This is a genomic window from Scytonema sp. NUACC21 (assembly GCF_054684315.1).
The window spans coordinates 405,607-422,371 of record NZ_BAAFZH010000108.1; the positions used below are offsets into that span (position 1 = coordinate 405,607).

A 16,765-nucleotide genomic window follows, 5' to 3' on the forward strand; every position below is an offset into this window, starting at 1 on the left:
GTTATCTTACTGAATTACAAATTGCTATAATTTTATATAGGCTTGTTTATCCTAAGCAAAGCTGTATTCTTTCTAAGAGGAAATCATTATCGTAGTCCAAAAACAACTCATCAACTCCCAAATCAAGTCGCCTCAGGTGTTCTTAATAGATCATGAGAATAATAACCGGGGCTTGATGGATACCCGTGAAGCTCTAGAGCTAGCTGAGAGTTTAGAGCTTGACTTAGTTATCGTCTCTGAAAGCAAAGACGCTCCAGTAGCGAAGATTCTCAACTATGGCAAGCTTCAGTATCAAAAGAAAAAGCGTCAAACCCAGAGTGCTAGACCTACAGTCAAAGAAGTTCGCTTCCGCCCAAATGTGGGCATGGCTGACTACAAATTGCGTATCGATCAAGCCGTTCAATGGTTGAGTAAAGGCGATTCAGTAAAGTTTGTCGTTCGTTTACGAGGTCGGGAAAATCAATATCGCGCTAATGCAGGAGAACTGCTAGACAGGATTGTAACCGATATTGGTTCAGCGGGTAAGGTTCAGTCTCTTGATAAGCGATCGCTAATCGTTCAACTTATTCCTGCCTGAGCATCTTTTTATTCAAAGTTAAAGCAACGATAAACTTAAGCCCTGCCAAATGCGGGGTTTTGCTTTATCTGGAGTTAAATGTACTATTCTATAGATGTGGAAACTTCAATGTAAAAGTAGTTTTTTGTGATGCACTTTCTACATCAATTGAAGCTCCTAAGTGCTTCACTAATTTTTGCACTAAGGCAAGTCCCAGCCCTGTTCCACCATATTTCCAAGGGTCATTGTTGGGAATGCGGTAGAAGGGGTCAAAAATTCGTGATAGTTCCGAGGTAGGAATTTCCACTCCGGAATTGCTAACACTAAGAACTACCATATCTGCAGTCTTAGAAACAGAAACCGCGATCGTTCCGCCTGCAGGAGTGAATTTACAGGCATTATTTAACAGTTCGGTTAGAATACGTTCTAAATCGGTAATATCTGTTTCTAATAAAGGGAGTCCACGGGCAATGTTCAGTTTTAACTTCTGTTTATGACAGCTTGCAAGTTCTTGAAAAGACTCTACAATTGAGGGAATCCAAGTTTGCATATCAATAACGATTAATGTCAGAGGTTCAGTGTCCGCGTTAAGGTACGTGAGCGACAGCAAATCGTTAATTAATTTTCCTTCTCTCCGGCATTCCTTATGAATAATATTTAACAGTTGAGGTACTATTTCTAACTCAAGTAATCCTTCTTGCTTGAGAACATTTTCTAAAGTTTGAGCCGCGAGGTTAATACTGGTTATTGGGGTTTTCAACTCATGAGAAAGTGTCCTGAGAAATTCGTGTTTTAAATGTTCTAGTTTTTCTAATTCTTGAATCTGCATCTGTGCTATTTTATGCAATCTAGCCCGTCGAATGGCAATAGCGCATTCATTTGCTACTTGCTGTACGAGTTGCTGTTCAAATTTATCAAATGGCTCTTGTGTTATTCTTTTAACCCAAATATTTCCAATGAGCCCTTCAGCATCAAACATTGGACAAGCAAGTTGTGTTCCAAACCTCACTTTTGGATTCCATTCAGAAAGAATTTCTACAGATTGCAGGGGTTGCTTTTGCAAAAGGGGCTGATAAATTTCTGGAAAGTCTGCAATCCGTTTTGTCATTCCTTGATGTAAATTAGATAACAGGGTATACTCACAGGCAATAGTTGCCATTGTTTGGCAGGTGCTGTAAAGTTCAATTTGACAAGTGTCAGCTTGCAAAACCCGTGTTAATTCTTTTGCTGCTGTTTGCAATGCCTGAGTTTCATTGAGATTGTCACGGATTTGTTCGGTAATGCGTCGAAAAATCGCTTCAAAGTTAATACAGTAATGCAGTTCGGCTGTCTGTTGTTCCATTTGCAATTCCAGCTGAACTTTTAAGTGTTCTACTTGCTGATGCAATTGTGCTTGTTGAACGGCAAGTGCTAATTGTACTGCAAGTTGCTTGACTAAGCCAATATCAGTTTGGTTCCATTGACGTGGGTTATAGCATTGCTGAGCAATTAGCAGTCCCCATAAATCCTGCTTCAGTAATACGGGAACCACTAAATTTGCTCTCACTTGTATGGACTTGAGTAAATCGACATAACATGGAGTTAATCCGGCTGCATATATGTCTTCTATAACTTGAATACAACCTCGTCTGTAGTGTTCTATATGTTTTTCTGTAAAATAGGAATCCTCGATCGTTGTTCCCAGAAGTGAAATACCAGGAGTCACAGTTGATTCCGCAGTGATGAACCCACTCCCATCCGGTTGAAAGCAGTAAATCAGCACGCGATCGCATTCCAAGAACTCCCGCAGTTCGAGTGCTGTTTCATTAAGTATCGTATCTAAATCTTGAGATTCTTGAAGACGTTGAGCGATCGCTCCTAGCAAGTACTCCCGCTCAGTTTGATATGGCAGTACAGAATCGCAAATTTTTGGTATAAACGGTTCGCTACGGTTTTTTTCTAAATTTGTTCCTCGAAGCATTTTTGACGAGCGTTGTGTTAACTTTGCTGTTGATTCCAATGGATTGGTACTCATGGGAGACATCCTACTTTGTGTTTCTGACACTACTAGGCGCTCTCTAGTGTAGGTATACTGGTAGAAAACGCTCCCTAGCGCCAATAGCAAAGCATTTTCAGCCCTTGCGGATCGATACTTAATATCTATCCTATCTTGTATAAAAAACAAGGCTAACTTGAGTTGCAAAAAACTAAATCTTCCCAACAAAGGAAGACCAAAACACATTTAGGTGTTCACACAGGTTTAGTTTAAAATTCATATTTTGTGTTTTTTGAATATTTAAATTTTTGCATACACTTGAAGTATGCAAAAGATGTGTTGCTCATAAATTTTACAAACCTTAATATTTTCCTAAAAAATTTAAAAAAGAGTGAAGTATCAAGTATGAAGTATAAAATAAGAATCATCAATCAAGTCAATGGCAAGTATCCATCTATCAACCTAGTTTTTATCCTTCATCCTTCATCCTTCATCCTTTTTTAGTGCGTTTGGTTGAAGATTTTGCTACCACTGACTCCCGTGACGATTGCTACCACAAACCAAGTCACTGCTAAACCAACCACTTCGCCTAAAAATAACTGTGTAAGCTTGTATAGCAAACCACCTATAAGAGAACCAATTGCCACACCCAACGCCCAACTAACCGAACTGATGAAAATCCAATTGTGTGCTAAAGGGCTGTGCTCTTGGATAGCAAACCAATGAGCCAAACCTATACTGAATCCAGCAGTTGCTCCCAGAAGAACCCCATAGGCAACTCTAAGAGCAAGAACTTGGGTAGTAAATACCATCCAACCAACTGCACCAATGCCTGCAGTGGTAATAAAAACCCAACCTGCAAGACTTGTCCACACCCACAACCAGGGATTTATTCGTCCTCTAAGAACGAAAGCTTGAGGCAATGCAATGACAACTCCACCCACTGCCCCCTGCACGGCATTGATATCTGATTTTTCACCAATTTCAACAAATAATAAACTTAATAGAAAAGCACCAAAAGTGGCTATAACCCACTGGAATGTAAATTTTACTGATTGTGTCATAGAGTTAAGAGGGAACGGGAAACATTTCTAGAAAAGCTTTTCGACGCTGTTGCGGAGATTCGGGAGTCATATAACTCCACAAGGTTTCCCAGTAAAAAAATGAGACGCCATTAAAGTTTTGCTCTTTCACCACCTTCACCTGTTCTCTAATTTGTCGAATATTAACCGGATTACCCCAAGTTCCAGTTATTATTCCCACACTGACTGGAATTTTGCGACGGGTATTTTGTACAGCAGGTTCTGCTAGTTCAGCAAGAAAACTATTTTGGTTATGGCGATATACTTGCAAAACTAACTCGTCTATCAAATTGTTATTTACCCAGCTTTCCCAATCTTGCAAATAGTATTTATACGCGAATCTTTGTGAGTTAGGAGACAATGAGATTTGAATACTGGGTTTAACTGCTTTGACAGATTCAACAATTTCTTGCATGAAAATAGTTATTTTATCAGATCGCCAGCGCATCCATTCTGGGTCAAAAGGGTCAAGTGGCGGTTTTTGCCCTTCATGTTCTTGCTGATAAAGTTTAATGCTGAAGGAATCGTAGCCTAAATTAACGGGCATACCAAAGTGGTCATCCAGTTGAATTCCATCGACATCATAATTAGTAACAACTTCCAAAATTAATCCTTTGATAAATTCTTTGACTTTGGGATGAAGAGGATTTAGCCAAACTAGTTTTTTGACTGTATGTAGACTGATGAACTGTTGCCAAGCAGATAATTTGACTTTACCCGTTCCTGCTTCAGGGAGAGTGTCTTCTATGAATGGGACACCTGAAATTTCTGTTGTCAGCCAATCTGGATGATATCTTGCTAATGCTGAATTAGCTGGTAACATTAACCCGTATTCAAACCAGGGAATAACACGTAATTTTTTTTGAGAACCAAGTTTAACGATTGTTGCCAAAGCATCTCCACCGCTATGTGTCAATTTCAGTAAAGGTTGAGTATCTAAACCAATTTCTTGTTTTAGAAGAGCGCTTTTATAAAAAGTGTGTCCCCGGTTCCAGACGACAGGATAAACTGTATTAAACTTGAGTGCTGAAAGTTGGCTTAAAGCACGGTTAATACCCCAAGGAACAAATAATACACCGCTACCTACATTAGTTAACCAAACACCTCGAATTTCTCCTGGGCTTGGAGAGTTTACATTTTGAGAAGAAACAGAGGTAAAAGGCAAAGAGAATAACAGCGTGCTGAGGGCGAAACCCAGACAAATGAAATAAATAAATCTGTGGCGAATAAACCGATACATGGGAAATTTTACCGCAATCAAAAAATCTGTTGCTGTCCTCCTAGTGTCTATTTCTAAGGTTTTAGCTGAAAAAACGACTTTTGCAATAGGCTTGTGCAGTTCTTTACAAATCTTTTAGGAGTTTTCTTAAAATTGACAATGACAGCACATTTTATAACAGATGTGGCAGTAAAATTTGTAGCAGATGTAGCGGATAAGTGATTTTTGTTTCCCACAAAAAACCTATCCGTTACGTGAGTTATGCCTGTCTGAGAACCAACCTTGACACCGTTGCTAAAACCTTTCTATTTCCTCAAAGTTTTTGGCAATCTCGCCCATAGCTTTTGCGGCTTCCCCACACGTGCGTGGTGTGGGAAAAATCTTGCCTGGATTTGCCAAACCTTTGGGATTAAAAACCTGCCTTACCCATTGCATGGTTTCTAAATCAACTTCAGTGAACATTTCCGGCATATAGCACCTCTTTTCAGCACCAATACCGTGTTCTCCAGAAATACTGCCACCAACTTTGACACAAAGTTTGAGAATTTCTCCTCCAACTTCTTCTACTTTCTCTAGTTCACCAGGAATGGAATTATCAAACAGAATTAATGGGTGAAGATTACCATCACCTGCATGAAAAACGTTAGCAATGCGATAACCATGTTTTTGGCTTAATGCTTCAATTTCTCCAAGTACATAAGGTAATTGAGTGCGCGGAATCACACCATCTTGTACATAATAATCCGGGCTTAAGTGTCCTGCTGCTGCAAAAGCTGCTTTGCGTCCTTTCCACAGTCTCAGGCGTTGTTCTGGGTCAGTTGCTATTGTGATATTCCGCGCACCATTTTCTTTACAAATGTCAGCAATACGTTGTTGATTCTCTGCAACTTCTACAGCTAAACCGTCAATTTCAACTATCAAAATAGCAGTCGCATCACGAGGGTAACAGTTTGTGCAAACTACATCTTCAACAGCATTAATGCTCAGATTATCCATGATTTCCATCCCACCAGGAATAATCCCGGCACTGATGATATCGGAAACACTTGCCCCAGCTGCTTCAATGCTGGTGAAATCTGCTAGAAGCACGCAAATCGATTCTGCACTTTTGAGAATCCGTAGAGTAATTTCAGTCGCAATGCCTAAAGTTCCCTCGGAACCAACAAATATCCCTGTCAAGTCATAACCGGGCATTTCCGGTATTTGTCCTCCCAAATCCACAATTGAACCGTCGGGAGTTACTATTTTTAATCCTAAAACGTGGTTGGTGGTAACACCGTACTTCAAACAATGGACTCCACCAGAGTTTTCTGCGACGTTTCCACCAATGGAACAAATGATTTGGCTGGAAGGATCTGGGGCATAGTAAAATCCAGCACCACTGACGGCTTGGGTTACCCAGTTGTTAATGACTCCCGGTTGCACGACAACTCGCTGGTTTTCTAAATCAATGTTAAGGATTTGCCGCATTAAGGAGGTAACAATTAAAACGCAATTTTCTACAGGCAGTGCTCCACCAGATAAACCAGTTCCAGAACCTCGTGCAATAAAAGGGATAGAATTGCGATCGCATATCTTCACCACCTCTGCCACTTGTTCTGTCGTTCTTGGTAGCACCACCAAAGCAGGGCGCTGACGGTAGCTGGTCAGTCCATCACATTCATAGGTAATCAGTTCTTCACGGCGTTGCACGACGCCATTCTTGCCCAATACAGCTTCAAATTGCTTGATAATCGGTTTCCAGTTGCGTTGTTCTTTGTCTTGGGTAAGCATAGGGGGTTTTTTTGGGTTATGTAAATTGGAAGGGAGGGAATGAGATTTTTTGCTTCCCCCCTTGATAAGGGGGGATAAAGGGGGGTACATCCAACTTGTGGTACGCATCAGTTTGAAACAGTTTTATCCCTCCCTAGCCCGAACCTTATCAAGGCCCGGTAATGAGATTTTTTGCTTCCCCCCTTGATAAGGGGGGATAAAGGGGGGTACATCCAACTTGTGTGTACGCATCAGTTTGAAACAGTTTTATCCCTCCCTAGCCCGAACCTTATCAAGGTCCGGTAATGAGATTTTTTGCTTCCCCCCTTGATAAGGAGGGATAAAGGGGGGTACATCTAACTTGTACACCACCACGGTAGCTTGATAAGGGGGGTTGGGTGGTGCCAAAGCTATTTACGAAAGATTATACTTGTAACAAAACATACTGAGATACTTATAACTATCTTTTTTAGTATGACGATACTCTACAACAAAACATCTGAGAAAGAAAAACGGAAATATTTGCGGCAAAATACAACAAAAGCTGAAAAGATACTTTGGGAAAAACTCAAAGGCAGGCAGCTTGAGGGGTGTAAGTTTCGCAGACAATACAGTGTAGCCCAGTTTGTCATAGATTTTTATAGTTCTGAATTGAAGCTAGCTGTAGAAATTGATGGTGATAGTCATTTTCAAGATGGCGCTGTTGAATACGATCGGGAAAGACAGGCTTTTATTGAATCAGCAGGAATTAAATTTATTAGATTTACCAATAATGATGTCTATATGAATTTGACTGGGGTTTTAGAAACTATTGCCGAAAAAATACGAGAGTTAAGATAATTACCTCCCTGTAGTCTCCCCTGATAAAGCTGCAGTGTACACACAAGTTGGATTTACCCCCCTTTATCCCCCCTTATCAAGGGGGGAAGATAGCAAGTCCTTCCCGGACTTTATAAGGAGAGGGTTAGGGAGGGGTAAAACTGTCACTTATTTGAAGGCAGGCAAGATATCTGGTTGCGTTGGTGCGATCGCGATGGTAATGTTGTGCTAACCGGAGATGAACGTGCTTCTCAAGCTGAACAAAGGGCTTCCCAATCCGAAAAACGCGCTCAACAACTGGCAGAAAGACTACGGGTTATGGGTATCGATCCAGATATCTTGTAGTCATTAGTCCTTTGTCCTTTGTCCTTTGTCTTTTAAGTAAAACAAATAACGAATGACTTTTGACAAATGACGCTCTTCACGTCTTTAACTGGATTTGTACCGAGTGATTTTACAATTCTTGGTCATTGACGTATTTTTCAACAGCCTTCTTCCACTTAAGATATCCTTGACCATTTAAATGAAGACCATCAGAAGTATAATTAGCATCCAATTGATTTTCTGAATCTGCTAAATAGGAAAACACATCTATGTATTGATAGGAAAATTCTTTTGCTAGCTCTTGTAACTTAGAATTCAATTCGATCGCATTCTGATTGTCCTGCCAGTAGCGCGTAATTTGATTATTAACGGGCAAAACGCTTTGGATAAAGACTTGTGTAGCTGGTATTTTCTTCTGAAACTCACTCAAAATCTTTTTATGTCCAGCTAATGTTTGTTCTACTGATTTACGTTCGGTGATTAAGTCATTAATCCCTATCATTAAAAAAATTTTCTTTGGATGCAATTCTATTATTGCGTCTAGACGCTTTAATACCAAATCAGTCGTGTCAGCACTAATACCACGATTGTTGATATTAGAATTTTCTAGTATTTCTGCCCATTCACCCTCATTCGTTAAACTATCTCCTAGAAAAATAATTGCTGAGTTAGATTTGGGTAAAATTTCAAACTGTGTTTTTCTATGTAAATAGTAGGGGTCATATTCGATGATTGTAGAATCTTTAATAAAGATTTTTTTGAATAAATATAAAAATCCACCTCTGCGAGATATAAATAGAGTACCAAGCAATAAAAATAAAAGATTAAAGAGCAAAGAGATTAACAGTATTGCCAGAATTTTATTGTTCATGAGCAAAAGCTTTTTTGTACCTAAATTAGTTTTTCCTTTATTCACTTTTTCAATAAATAGCAAGTAACGATACTAAGAGGATTGGCAATCAAAATAAGCTAAATTCTCATAATTTTATCCAAGACTAAATAAGTCGCACAGTAAAACCTAACTATGTATACTTCTATTAAAACCTTAAAGCCCAGTAACGACTAACAGCCCTAACTCCTAGTTGTGTTTATTTACGCTGATTTACTTAATACCATGTTTTTATGAAAAATTATGTCGTGGACAGGAACTCTTGTATGCGCTGCCAAACATTATCTAGTAAGTGGGGGCTCTCTGCATCAAACCATTCAATTTGAGGATATGCTTTAAACCAGGTACGTTGACGTTTAGCAAATTGCCGCGTATGCAAAACTGTAAGTTCTTTAGCTTTCTCTAAGGAAATTTCTCCAGCTAAATATTGTTTAATTTCCTGATATCCTAAGGTGTTGAGTAAAGGTAAATCAGTACCGTATTTCTGACACAGAGACTGTACCTCAGCCACTAAACCATCAGCAATCATTTTCTCGGTACGCTGTGCGATACGGTTGGTGAGGTGCGTGGAATCACAATCTAAACCAATTTGCAGAATGGGATAATTCGGCGGGTTTTCCCCTTGCTGTTCGGAAATCGGACGACCAGTTACATAGTATACCTCTAATGCTCTTAAAGTGCGGACGGGATCGTTAGGATGAATTTTTTGTGCCGCAATCGAGTCAACTTGTTGCAACATGGCGTACAATTGCGTCTGACCAAAAGATTCCAATTGCGATCGCAGTTCTGGATGGGGTGCTACTCTCGGAATTTTCATTCCCCGCGTTATTGATTTAATGTATAGCCCCGTACCTCCAACTAAGAGGGGGGAGGGAGGGAGGGAGTGTCTGAGGGAGGATGGATCTTTATCTCTGGTGTGCGGGTGTCTGATAATAAGAGCTTGTGCTTGCTCTTGATAGTCTGCAACTGTCATGGTGTTGGTGGCGTTGCAGATATCTATTAGGTAGTGAGTGGCTAACTTTTGTTCATCTGGTGTGGGTTTAGCTGTACCAATATTAAACTCCCTGTATACTTGACGGGAATCTGCACTGAGGATAACAGTATCAAGCCGCAAAGCCAAAGCCAATGCCAATCCTGATTTACCTGTCGCCGTTGCCCCACAAATCACAATTAATTTGGTCATCAGTCATTAGTCATTAGTCATGAGTCATTAGCATTATCACAAATGACTCATGACAATTGAACTTTGGACAAAATCCGAATGATGAAGAGGGTACATCCCCATCTTAAATTTCTCTTCAAATTGCCCTAAAGTCGCCAGCAAGGCTTTTGTGCTACAATTTTGGAGTGTTTTTGAATTTTTCGCCTTTGGGCGAGTTTTTCACCCCCACTAATCAGGAGAATTTTCATGACGAGCAGTTACAGTGCCGCTCAGATTCAAGTTCTGGAAGGTCTGGAAGCCGTCCGCAAACGACCGGGGATGTACATAGGTTCCACTGGTCCGCGAGGACTCCACCATTTGGTATACGAAGTGGTGGACAACTCGATAGATGAGGCTTTGGCGGGTTACTGCACCAATGTGGAGGTGGATATTAACGCCGATGGTTCAGTTACCGTTGTAGATGATGGTCGGGGTATTCCCACCGATATTCACCCTCAAACAGGAAAATCAGCATTGGAAACTGTTTTAACAGTATTGCATGCTGGGGGTAAATTTGGCAGCGGAGGCTACAAAGTTTCAGGAGGATTGCACGGAGTTGGTGTTTCCGTAGTAAATGCCCTGTCTGAGTGGGTAGAAGTGACAGTTTGGCGAGATAAAAAGGTGCATACCCAGCGCTACGAACGGGGTGTTCCCGTAAATGAACTCAGTGCAAAGCCACATAAAGATAATCGTACTGGAACTGCGGTCAACTTTAAACCCGATCCCCAAATCTTTACTACTAGTACGGAGTTTGACTATACCACATTAGCAAGCCGCCTGAGAGAGCTAGCGTATTTGAATGCTGGCGTCAAAATTACATTTACTGATAAGCGTCTGGAGCTACTAAAAAGCGATCGACCTAAGGTAGAAACTTACGAATACAAAGGCGGGATTCGAGAATATATTACCTACATGAACAGGGAAAAGCAGCCCCTGCATGAGGAAATTATTTACGTGCAAGGTGAACGCAATAACGTTCAAATAGAAGTCGCCCTACAGTGGTGCGTTGATGCTTACACGGACAATGTACTGGGTTTTGCTAATAATATTCGCACGGTGGACGGTGGGACTCACTTAGAAGGGTTGAAGACCGTCTTGACTCGCACCTTAAATGCGATCGCCCGCAAACGTAACAAAATTAAAGAAAACGAGCCAAATCTCAGTGGCGAACACGTCCGGGAAGGTCTGACTGGGGTGATTTCCGTTAAAGTCCCAGACCCAGAATTTGAAGGACAAACCAAAACCAAATTAGGCAATACCGAAGTGCGAGGAATTGTCGATTCTTTGGTAGGAGAAGTTCTCACCGAGTACCTAGAATTTCACCCCGGTGTCGCCGATTCTGTTTTAGACAAAGCTATCCAAGCCTTCAAAGCCGCAGAAGCAGCCCGCCATGCACGGGAACTTGTGCGCCGCAAATCCGTACTGGAGTCCTCCCCATTACCAGGAAAATTGGCGGATTGCAGTTCCAGAGACCCCAAAGAGTCGGAAATCTTTATCGTGGAAGGCGATTCAGCCGGCGGGAGTGCCAAGCAAGGACGCGATCGCCGCTTCCAAGCAATTCTTCCCCTGCGAGGTAAAATCCTTAACATCGAGAAAACCGACGACTCCAAAATCTACAAAAACACTGAAATTCAATCCTTGATTACAGCACTGGGTTTGGGGGTTAAAGGTGAAGAATTCGATGCAACCCAACTGCGCTACCACCGCATAGTCATTATGAGCGTGGCTGGAGATGAACCGACCTTAGTCATGGATAATAGCGGGCGTACAGAGTTTGTCTCCATTGGTCGTTTCATAGACGATTGTGTAGAAGGACGTCGTGCCTTTGACCAATACAAAGTCATCTCCTTTGACCAAGTCACTCATGCTACCCGTTTCCGACCCCTCAAAGCTGTGATTCGCCACGGTCATGAGGAAGCGATGTACAAACTCACAACCCGTTACAACCGTTCGGTTAAGGTAACATCGTCCCACAGTGTCTTCGTTTATGAAAACGGACAAGTACAGTTAAAGAAAGGTAACGAAGTCAAGGCTGGCGATCTTCTAGTTGCCAGTCGCCGCTTACCCCGCCCACAAAGCTGTCCTACGCGCATTGACTTGCTGGAAACCTTCTATCGTGCCGAATTAACCAAAGGACTGTACGTGAAAGGTGAAGATGTGCGGCGTATAGCAGCTTCACGGGTTTTGGCGAAAGTAGAACGGGCTGACTTATTGAGTGAACCACGAGTCGCACTCGATATAAATGATTGGCAGCGTCTTGTAGCAGCGCGTCAACAAGCAGGAAAAAGCCAGGTGCAGGTAGCAAGTGCTTGTGGGGTCAAGCAGCCAATGACTATTAGCCAGTGGGAACGCGGTATCAACAAACCTATTTTGTCCCAATTCCTCAGTTACCTAGATGCAGTTGGCTGGAACGATACGAACGATACGATTGTATACGAGCAATTACCTTCCAAATTGAATGAGTGGCTTGCCCAAGACGACACCAGCAAAAATGCCCCCTGGCGTAAAGTGAGTTGCTACAAACCGTTAGATGAATTTACATCTAGCGAAGTGGCACAGCTAGGTGATGATGTACAAATTGTCCCCCAAGCACATGGTGAAAAAGCATTTGCACGTTACTTGCCCATTACCCGTGAATTGATGTGGTTTTTGGGCTGGTACGTAGCGGAAGGAACATTAAGCCAGCACCAAGTTAGCCTGAATTTGGGTAAGAAAGATGAGCGACTCATCCCACAAATAAAAGCTGCTATTGAGGCAGTATTCGGGGAAACACCACGCCAGTATAATGACCCAAATAGCGATGGTATTAAGCTCTACTTCCATAGTGTCTTTGCTGCTAGGTTACTGCGAGCATGGGGTTTAGCTGAGCTAGCGCACCAAAAGAAACTGCCAGATATCTTATTTAGTGTCTCTGAAGAACTGCAACTGGCTTTCTTGGAAAGTTATTTTCTTGGTGATGGCACAACAGTAGGTAAACACCTATCGTTTACGACAAACTCCGTTCAGCTTAAAGATGGTCTGTTATACCTGTTAGGGCAACTTGGCATAATTGCTGCAAACTCTTATCATCAGCCGTCACAAAATCCTGATGCGGTTACTCACACAAGGCATCCTTACTACAGCATCACTATTTGCGGCAAAGAGCAGATTGCTAAATGCCGTCAGATTTGGCAGCAACACGCAAACGCCCAAAAGCTGGAGGAACTTCTGGCAAGTCCCACTTGCAGGTCTCAAGATTACGTACACATTAGTGATGATTTGATGGGATTGCGGGTGATTCGTGCTGAGGAGGTTGAACTAGTTGGTGACTATGTTTACGACTTCTCAGTCCACGATGATGAAAACTTTATCTGTGGCACAGGTGGTATAAGTTGTCACAATACCGACGCTGACGTGGATGGTGCTCATATCCGTACTCTGTTGTTGACTTTTTTCTATCGGTATCAGAGGGCATTAATCGAGCAGGGCTATGTTTATATTGCCTGTCCCCCACTGTATAAGGTAGAGCGAGGAAAAAATCATCAGTATCTTTACAGCGATCGCGATTTGCAACAGTACGTCCGTTCGTTACCTGAGAACGCTAACTATACTATCCAGCGCTTTAAAGGGTTGGGTGAAATGATGCCCCAACAGCTTTGGGAAACGACTATGGACCCCACAACTCGCACCCTCAAGCAAGTGGAAATTGAGGATGCTGCTGAAGCAGACCGCATTTTCACAATCTTAATGGGCGATCGCGTTGCACCCCGACGCGAATTCATTGAAACCTACGGTTCTAAACTGAATTTGACGGATTTAGATATCTAGGGGGTGTGGGTTGGCAGACTAAGTAAAATTTGTTCGCGAACTTAGTGAAACCACGCTCTAGTATTGTACGGTTTGCTACTATAGCTAACCGTACTTTATTTTGGGAGTTACGGTCTTTGTAAAGAGTGGTTTTTTATCAACAGGTTAGACAAGTCTCGTTACAAATTTTACTTTCTGTAACGGATAAATCCGTGGGCAAGAACCCGTTATTTTAAGTTTTGCGTGAACCGACAGCGCTGGCGGAATTAGGGATTAGATTTTTGATACTCTGTGATTTCAGTGGGTTTGTACTCTAGGTGCCTTGATTAAACGTATTTTAGATGGTTATTATTAGTGTTATTGCTGTAGCGCAATGCGACAAGGCAGTCATAACGGACGTATTACAGGAGAAGCAAATGAAAAAGCTACTTTCTTTTGTGCTCACGACACTTGTATTCATCAGCACATTACTCGCTATAAATCCCACAGCCGAGGCAGAGACAGTGTCTAACACGGTTAGCAGTATATTGGCTAGATCTGACACAGATGAAGCCAAGTTATCTCCCACAAATCCAACTGGTACTCCAACAAAGGATCTACGAATATGCAACGATTCTATTGGGATAAGTGAAGAATATATTCTGACAAGTGTTTATCCAAGGGTGACTGCTGACAAAGTCTTGTCAAGATACAACCCAAAATCAGGTTTTTCTGGAGTGTACAATATCATAACTGGTGACTGGATAGCATTACCGAGCGAAGGTGCTTTCTTAGAAAAAGACCAGGACAAGGGTGACTTTTGCACTGTTAAGGCACAAGGAGGGCATTCAGAGGTTCAAAGGAGATTTAACGAGAGAATTAGTGATAAGAAATTACCACCCTTGAACTCTCACAAAAACCTAGGATTTTTTATACAGCTGAATCCTAATAAAGATGAAACCTTAGATCTTAGATTTATCTCTGGAAAAATTAATTGTTGCTATTACAAAAACCGTGGTGAAAACCCTAGTCGGGAAGTTCCAGAGAAGTATCAAGATGCCATTAAAAATGATATTGAGACAACGGTTGGTTATAAAGTTGAGAAACAGGAATACAGGAAAAATAAATGTTGTAAAGATGATGACTTACGCAACTGTGACAACTAAAGCAAATAGGTTATCCTTTCACATCTTTCTTAATGTGCTTACAGAAGAGCATCGATAGCCCAGGTACCTCATTTTTGAACCAGTTTGGAAGCGGGTCTGGACGCATCTTTTAGTAGTTCATTTGTTCGCCTTGAAAGGGTTGGGTCGGCACTGTCCACCGCATTGCTCACCATTCGCTATTGTGCGGCATAGCCTTACCTACAAACATCGATAATTTTAGAGCCGAAAGGGAGTCAGTGAAATTCCACTCAAAAAAAGTACGGTTAACCTGTAGAGTTAACCGTACTTTTTTGGTTGATACCAAGCAAGAATAGCTCCTGTCCCGTTGTGAAATTACCTAAAAACAGTAGGTAGGGCTATGGCATACAAATTGACAAAGCCCTACTTACAAAAATCGGCAAGGGATGTTCGAGAAATAAAGTATCCATCTTGTGGGTTATCCATCTTGTGGTTCAGGCGTCCTCACCCGATCTATACGAGTGGCTCTCTGGAAACCCCGCAGTTGCTATCTCCTGCCGGAGACGCTGAGCGCAAAGCGCACGCTCCGCGAAGGCGAACAACGCTCTTGACCTTTTTTATCTGGAAGTCCCTAATTTTCTAGCGGAAGGGGAGTAGTTGAAAAACTTCGCCAGTAAAGTATTTAAGATTTGACCAATAGATTGTTTAAATTTTGTAATAGCTTATATAAAAATTGTTTATTTATGTTCGGAACTGCAATAATAGTTCTTAAGAAGTATTAAATGTAACAAGATATAATTTGTCTGTATGTAGATTGTCAAAAGATTTTGTCCATAACTTTATGGATAGCGATCGCGCAAAGCAAAAATTTGTACTGTGTGATTCAATTTGCATGGCTGTGTGAATGAGATGGGCAATAGTTGTAACATAGAAAGTGACATCGCAGTAGAGTTGTACTGACTTGTTCAATCAAGGCTTCCATGAGCTTTAGAGCCAACGTGTCAAATACATTTCTCCGAGGCATATTTTAAACTTGAGTATATTTTGCATTTAACCCTGTGCAGTGAAGCATAAGATCGGTTAATATCGATATTCTCAAGTGTCAAATCCATTTTAAATTGATTAGAATATCGTTGGATACAATAGGAAGAGTTTGTCAAGATTCAAAGGGTTGAAATTTCAGCAGTGCGCTAACCTGTTAGAAAGACCAATTGGTTTAAGTCTGAACTCCATGAGCGTTTAGATGATTCTGCCAAAACCTTTAACTCCCTAGTTAAGATGGATAGCAGAACAAGGTTGAGTCACTTCTAAAGAGCACCACTACTGTCAATAACACAAATTGTGTCTATGGAATGCCTGTTAGAAGAAAATGCAAAGCCGCCCTAAATGGGGTTTGGATAATCGGGTTTTCGCTGTCTAAGCGAAGTTCAAGATTCATACGGTAACTTAATTGAAGGAAGTGTAAAAATGGACGTAAGTATTTTTCTAGCTTGAGTCAGTGTATGATGCGCTGTCTCTAGGTAATTATTGTTTTACATAATACCTAGAAGTAAATGTAAGCAGGTGCACCTATGAACTTTTAATCAAGAAAGTCTTGAAGAAAATTCAAAGCTACGGGTACCGTTTTCAATTTCTTTTTGCTAGAACAGCTTTTACCTGACTTTAATAACATTCATGGTTGCCCCACAAAAAGAGTGCATTTTCTGTGAAACAGGCTACAATCGGTACAGTCTTTACAAAAGAATCCCCCAACAGTCATATTCGTTTGTATGGAATGGTAAATTTTTTTATCAAGATGGGTCTTTTTTAGACAGGTCAGTCAGCTGTAGTGTTGCACGGCAACATATGCAGTATTGATTGCGAAAAGAAGCTGTCCTTTAAGAGAATGGTCGCCTCTGGGCAAAAATTCAACTTCAAAGGCGCAAAAGTTCTGAGAAATAGAGTGGCAACTTTTTCAAAAACCCTCTTTTCTGTTGGCTAATAGCTCTTTTTAAAGAAAAGAGCAGTAAACATAATCTTGAGTCATTGATTCTGCAAGGAGCATGAGGAACGCGGCATG

Annotated in this window: 9 protein-coding genes and 4 pseudogenes; 7 read left to right on the forward strand and 6 right to left on the reverse strand. The window is 41.3% G+C overall.

Annotated elements, in window-relative coordinates:
* Positions 1-109 precede the first annotated feature (109 nt).
* The gene (gene infC, locus ACYRY3_RS42170) at positions 110-577 is read left to right on the forward strand and encodes a translation initiation factor IF-3 (protein ID WP_460207816.1); all 468 of its coding nucleotides are present in this window, start codon (positions 110-112) and stop codon (positions 575-577) included.
* Between the two features lie 88 nt (positions 578-665).
* Here infC and ACYRY3_RS42175 read toward each other — a convergent pair whose 3' ends face one another.
* From ACYRY3_RS42175 to glcD, 4 genes are all read right to left on the reverse strand, one after another.
* Entirely contained in the window at positions 666-2,570 is a 1,905-nt protein-coding gene (locus ACYRY3_RS42175) for a sensor histidine kinase (RefSeq protein ID WP_460207800.1), read from the reverse strand.
* A gap of 461 nt (positions 2,571-3,031) precedes the next feature.
* Positions 3,032-3,595: a hypothetical protein gene (locus ACYRY3_RS42180; protein ID WP_460207801.1), complete on the reverse strand. Its 564-nt coding sequence runs from the start codon at positions 3,593-3,595 to the stop codon at positions 3,032-3,034.
* A gap of 4 nt (positions 3,596-3,599) precedes the next feature.
* Positions 3,600-4,853 (reverse strand): glycoside hydrolase family 10 protein, encoded by a 1,254-nt coding sequence (locus ACYRY3_RS42185; protein WP_460207817.1) that lies wholly within the window; start codon positions 4,851-4,853, stop codon positions 3,600-3,602.
* Between the two features lie 273 nt (positions 4,854-5,126).
* Positions 5,127-6,605: a glycolate oxidase subunit GlcD gene (glcD, locus tag ACYRY3_RS42190; protein WP_460207802.1), complete on the reverse strand. Its 1,479-nt coding sequence runs from the start codon at positions 6,603-6,605 to the stop codon at positions 5,127-5,129.
* 453 nt (positions 6,606-7,058) lie between these two features.
* Between glcD and ACYRY3_RS42195 the strand changes: the two genes are divergently transcribed.
* Both ACYRY3_RS42195 and ACYRY3_RS42200 read left to right on the forward strand, forming a co-directional pair.
* Positions 7,059-7,424 (forward strand): endonuclease domain-containing protein, encoded by a 366-nt coding sequence (locus ACYRY3_RS42195; RefSeq protein ID WP_460207803.1) that lies wholly within the window; start codon positions 7,059-7,061, stop codon positions 7,422-7,424.
* A gap of 150 nt (positions 7,425-7,574) precedes the next feature.
* Positions 7,575-7,748: pseudogene (locus ACYRY3_RS42200) on the forward strand (Uma2 family endonuclease); the annotation flags it as partial.
* A gap of 109 nt (positions 7,749-7,857) precedes the next feature.
* On the opposite strand, the gene ACYRY3_RS42205 reads toward ACYRY3_RS42200, so the two are convergent.
* Together ACYRY3_RS42205 and miaA are read right to left on the reverse strand one after the other, a co-directional pair.
* Positions 7,858-8,643, reverse strand: a complete 786-nt coding sequence (locus ACYRY3_RS42205; protein WP_460207804.1) for a GDSL-type esterase/lipase family protein — start codon at positions 8,641-8,643, stop codon at positions 7,858-7,860.
* Between the two features lie 214 nt (positions 8,644-8,857).
* Positions 8,858-9,799: a tRNA (adenosine(37)-N6)-dimethylallyltransferase MiaA gene (gene miaA, locus ACYRY3_RS42210; RefSeq protein WP_460207805.1), complete on the reverse strand. Its 942-nt coding sequence runs from the start codon at positions 9,797-9,799 to the stop codon at positions 8,858-8,860.
* Between the two features lie 225 nt (positions 9,800-10,024).
* Between miaA and ACYRY3_RS42215 the strand changes: the two are divergent.
* The 4 genes and pseudogenes from ACYRY3_RS42215 to ACYRY3_RS42230 all read left to right on the forward strand — a co-directional run.
* Positions 10,025-11,545, forward strand: a pseudogene (locus ACYRY3_RS42215) (DNA gyrase subunit B); the annotation flags it as partial.
* Positions 11,534-13,192: pseudogene (locus ACYRY3_RS42220) on the forward strand (LAGLIDADG family homing endonuclease); the annotation flags it as partial. The pseudogenes ACYRY3_RS42215 and ACYRY3_RS42220, both read left to right, overlap by 12 nt.
* 6 nt (positions 13,193-13,198) lie before the next feature.
* Positions 13,199-13,624, forward strand: a pseudogene (locus tag ACYRY3_RS42225) (DNA gyrase subunit B); the annotation flags it as partial.
* A gap of 395 nt (positions 13,625-14,019) precedes the next feature.
* A complete protein-coding gene (locus ACYRY3_RS42230) occupies positions 14,020-14,748 on the forward strand; it encodes a hypothetical protein (protein ID WP_460207806.1) in 729 nt (242 codons plus the stop codon).
* Positions 14,749-16,765 lie beyond the last annotated feature (2,017 nt).

What these genes read in the sequence shown, in the direction of transcription:
- miaA (WP_460207805.1), bottom strand. Translation starts at nt 9,799, where the DNA reads ATGACCAAATTAATTGTGATTTGTGGGGCAACGGCGACAGGTAAATCA.
- ACYRY3_RS42175 (WP_460207800.1), bottom strand. Translation starts at nt 2,570, where the DNA reads ATGAGTACCAATCCATTGGAATCAACAGCAAAGTTAACACAACGCTCG.
- ACYRY3_RS42185 (WP_460207817.1), bottom strand. Translation starts at nt 4,853, where the DNA reads ATGTATCGGTTTATTCGCCACAGATTTATTTATTTCATTTGTCTGGGT.
- ACYRY3_RS42230 (WP_460207806.1), top strand. Translation starts at nt 14,020, where the DNA reads ATGAAAAAGCTACTTTCTTTTGTGCTCACGACACTTGTATTCATCAGC.
- ACYRY3_RS42180 (WP_460207801.1), bottom strand. Translation starts at nt 3,595, where the DNA reads ATGACACAATCAGTAAAATTTACATTCCAGTGGGTTATAGCCACTTTT.
- ACYRY3_RS42195 (WP_460207803.1), top strand. Translation starts at nt 7,059, where the DNA reads ATGACGATACTCTACAACAAAACATCTGAGAAAGAAAAACGGAAATAT.
- glcD (WP_460207802.1), bottom strand. Translation starts at nt 6,605, where the DNA reads ATGCTTACCCAAGACAAAGAACAACGCAACTGGAAACCGATTATCAAG.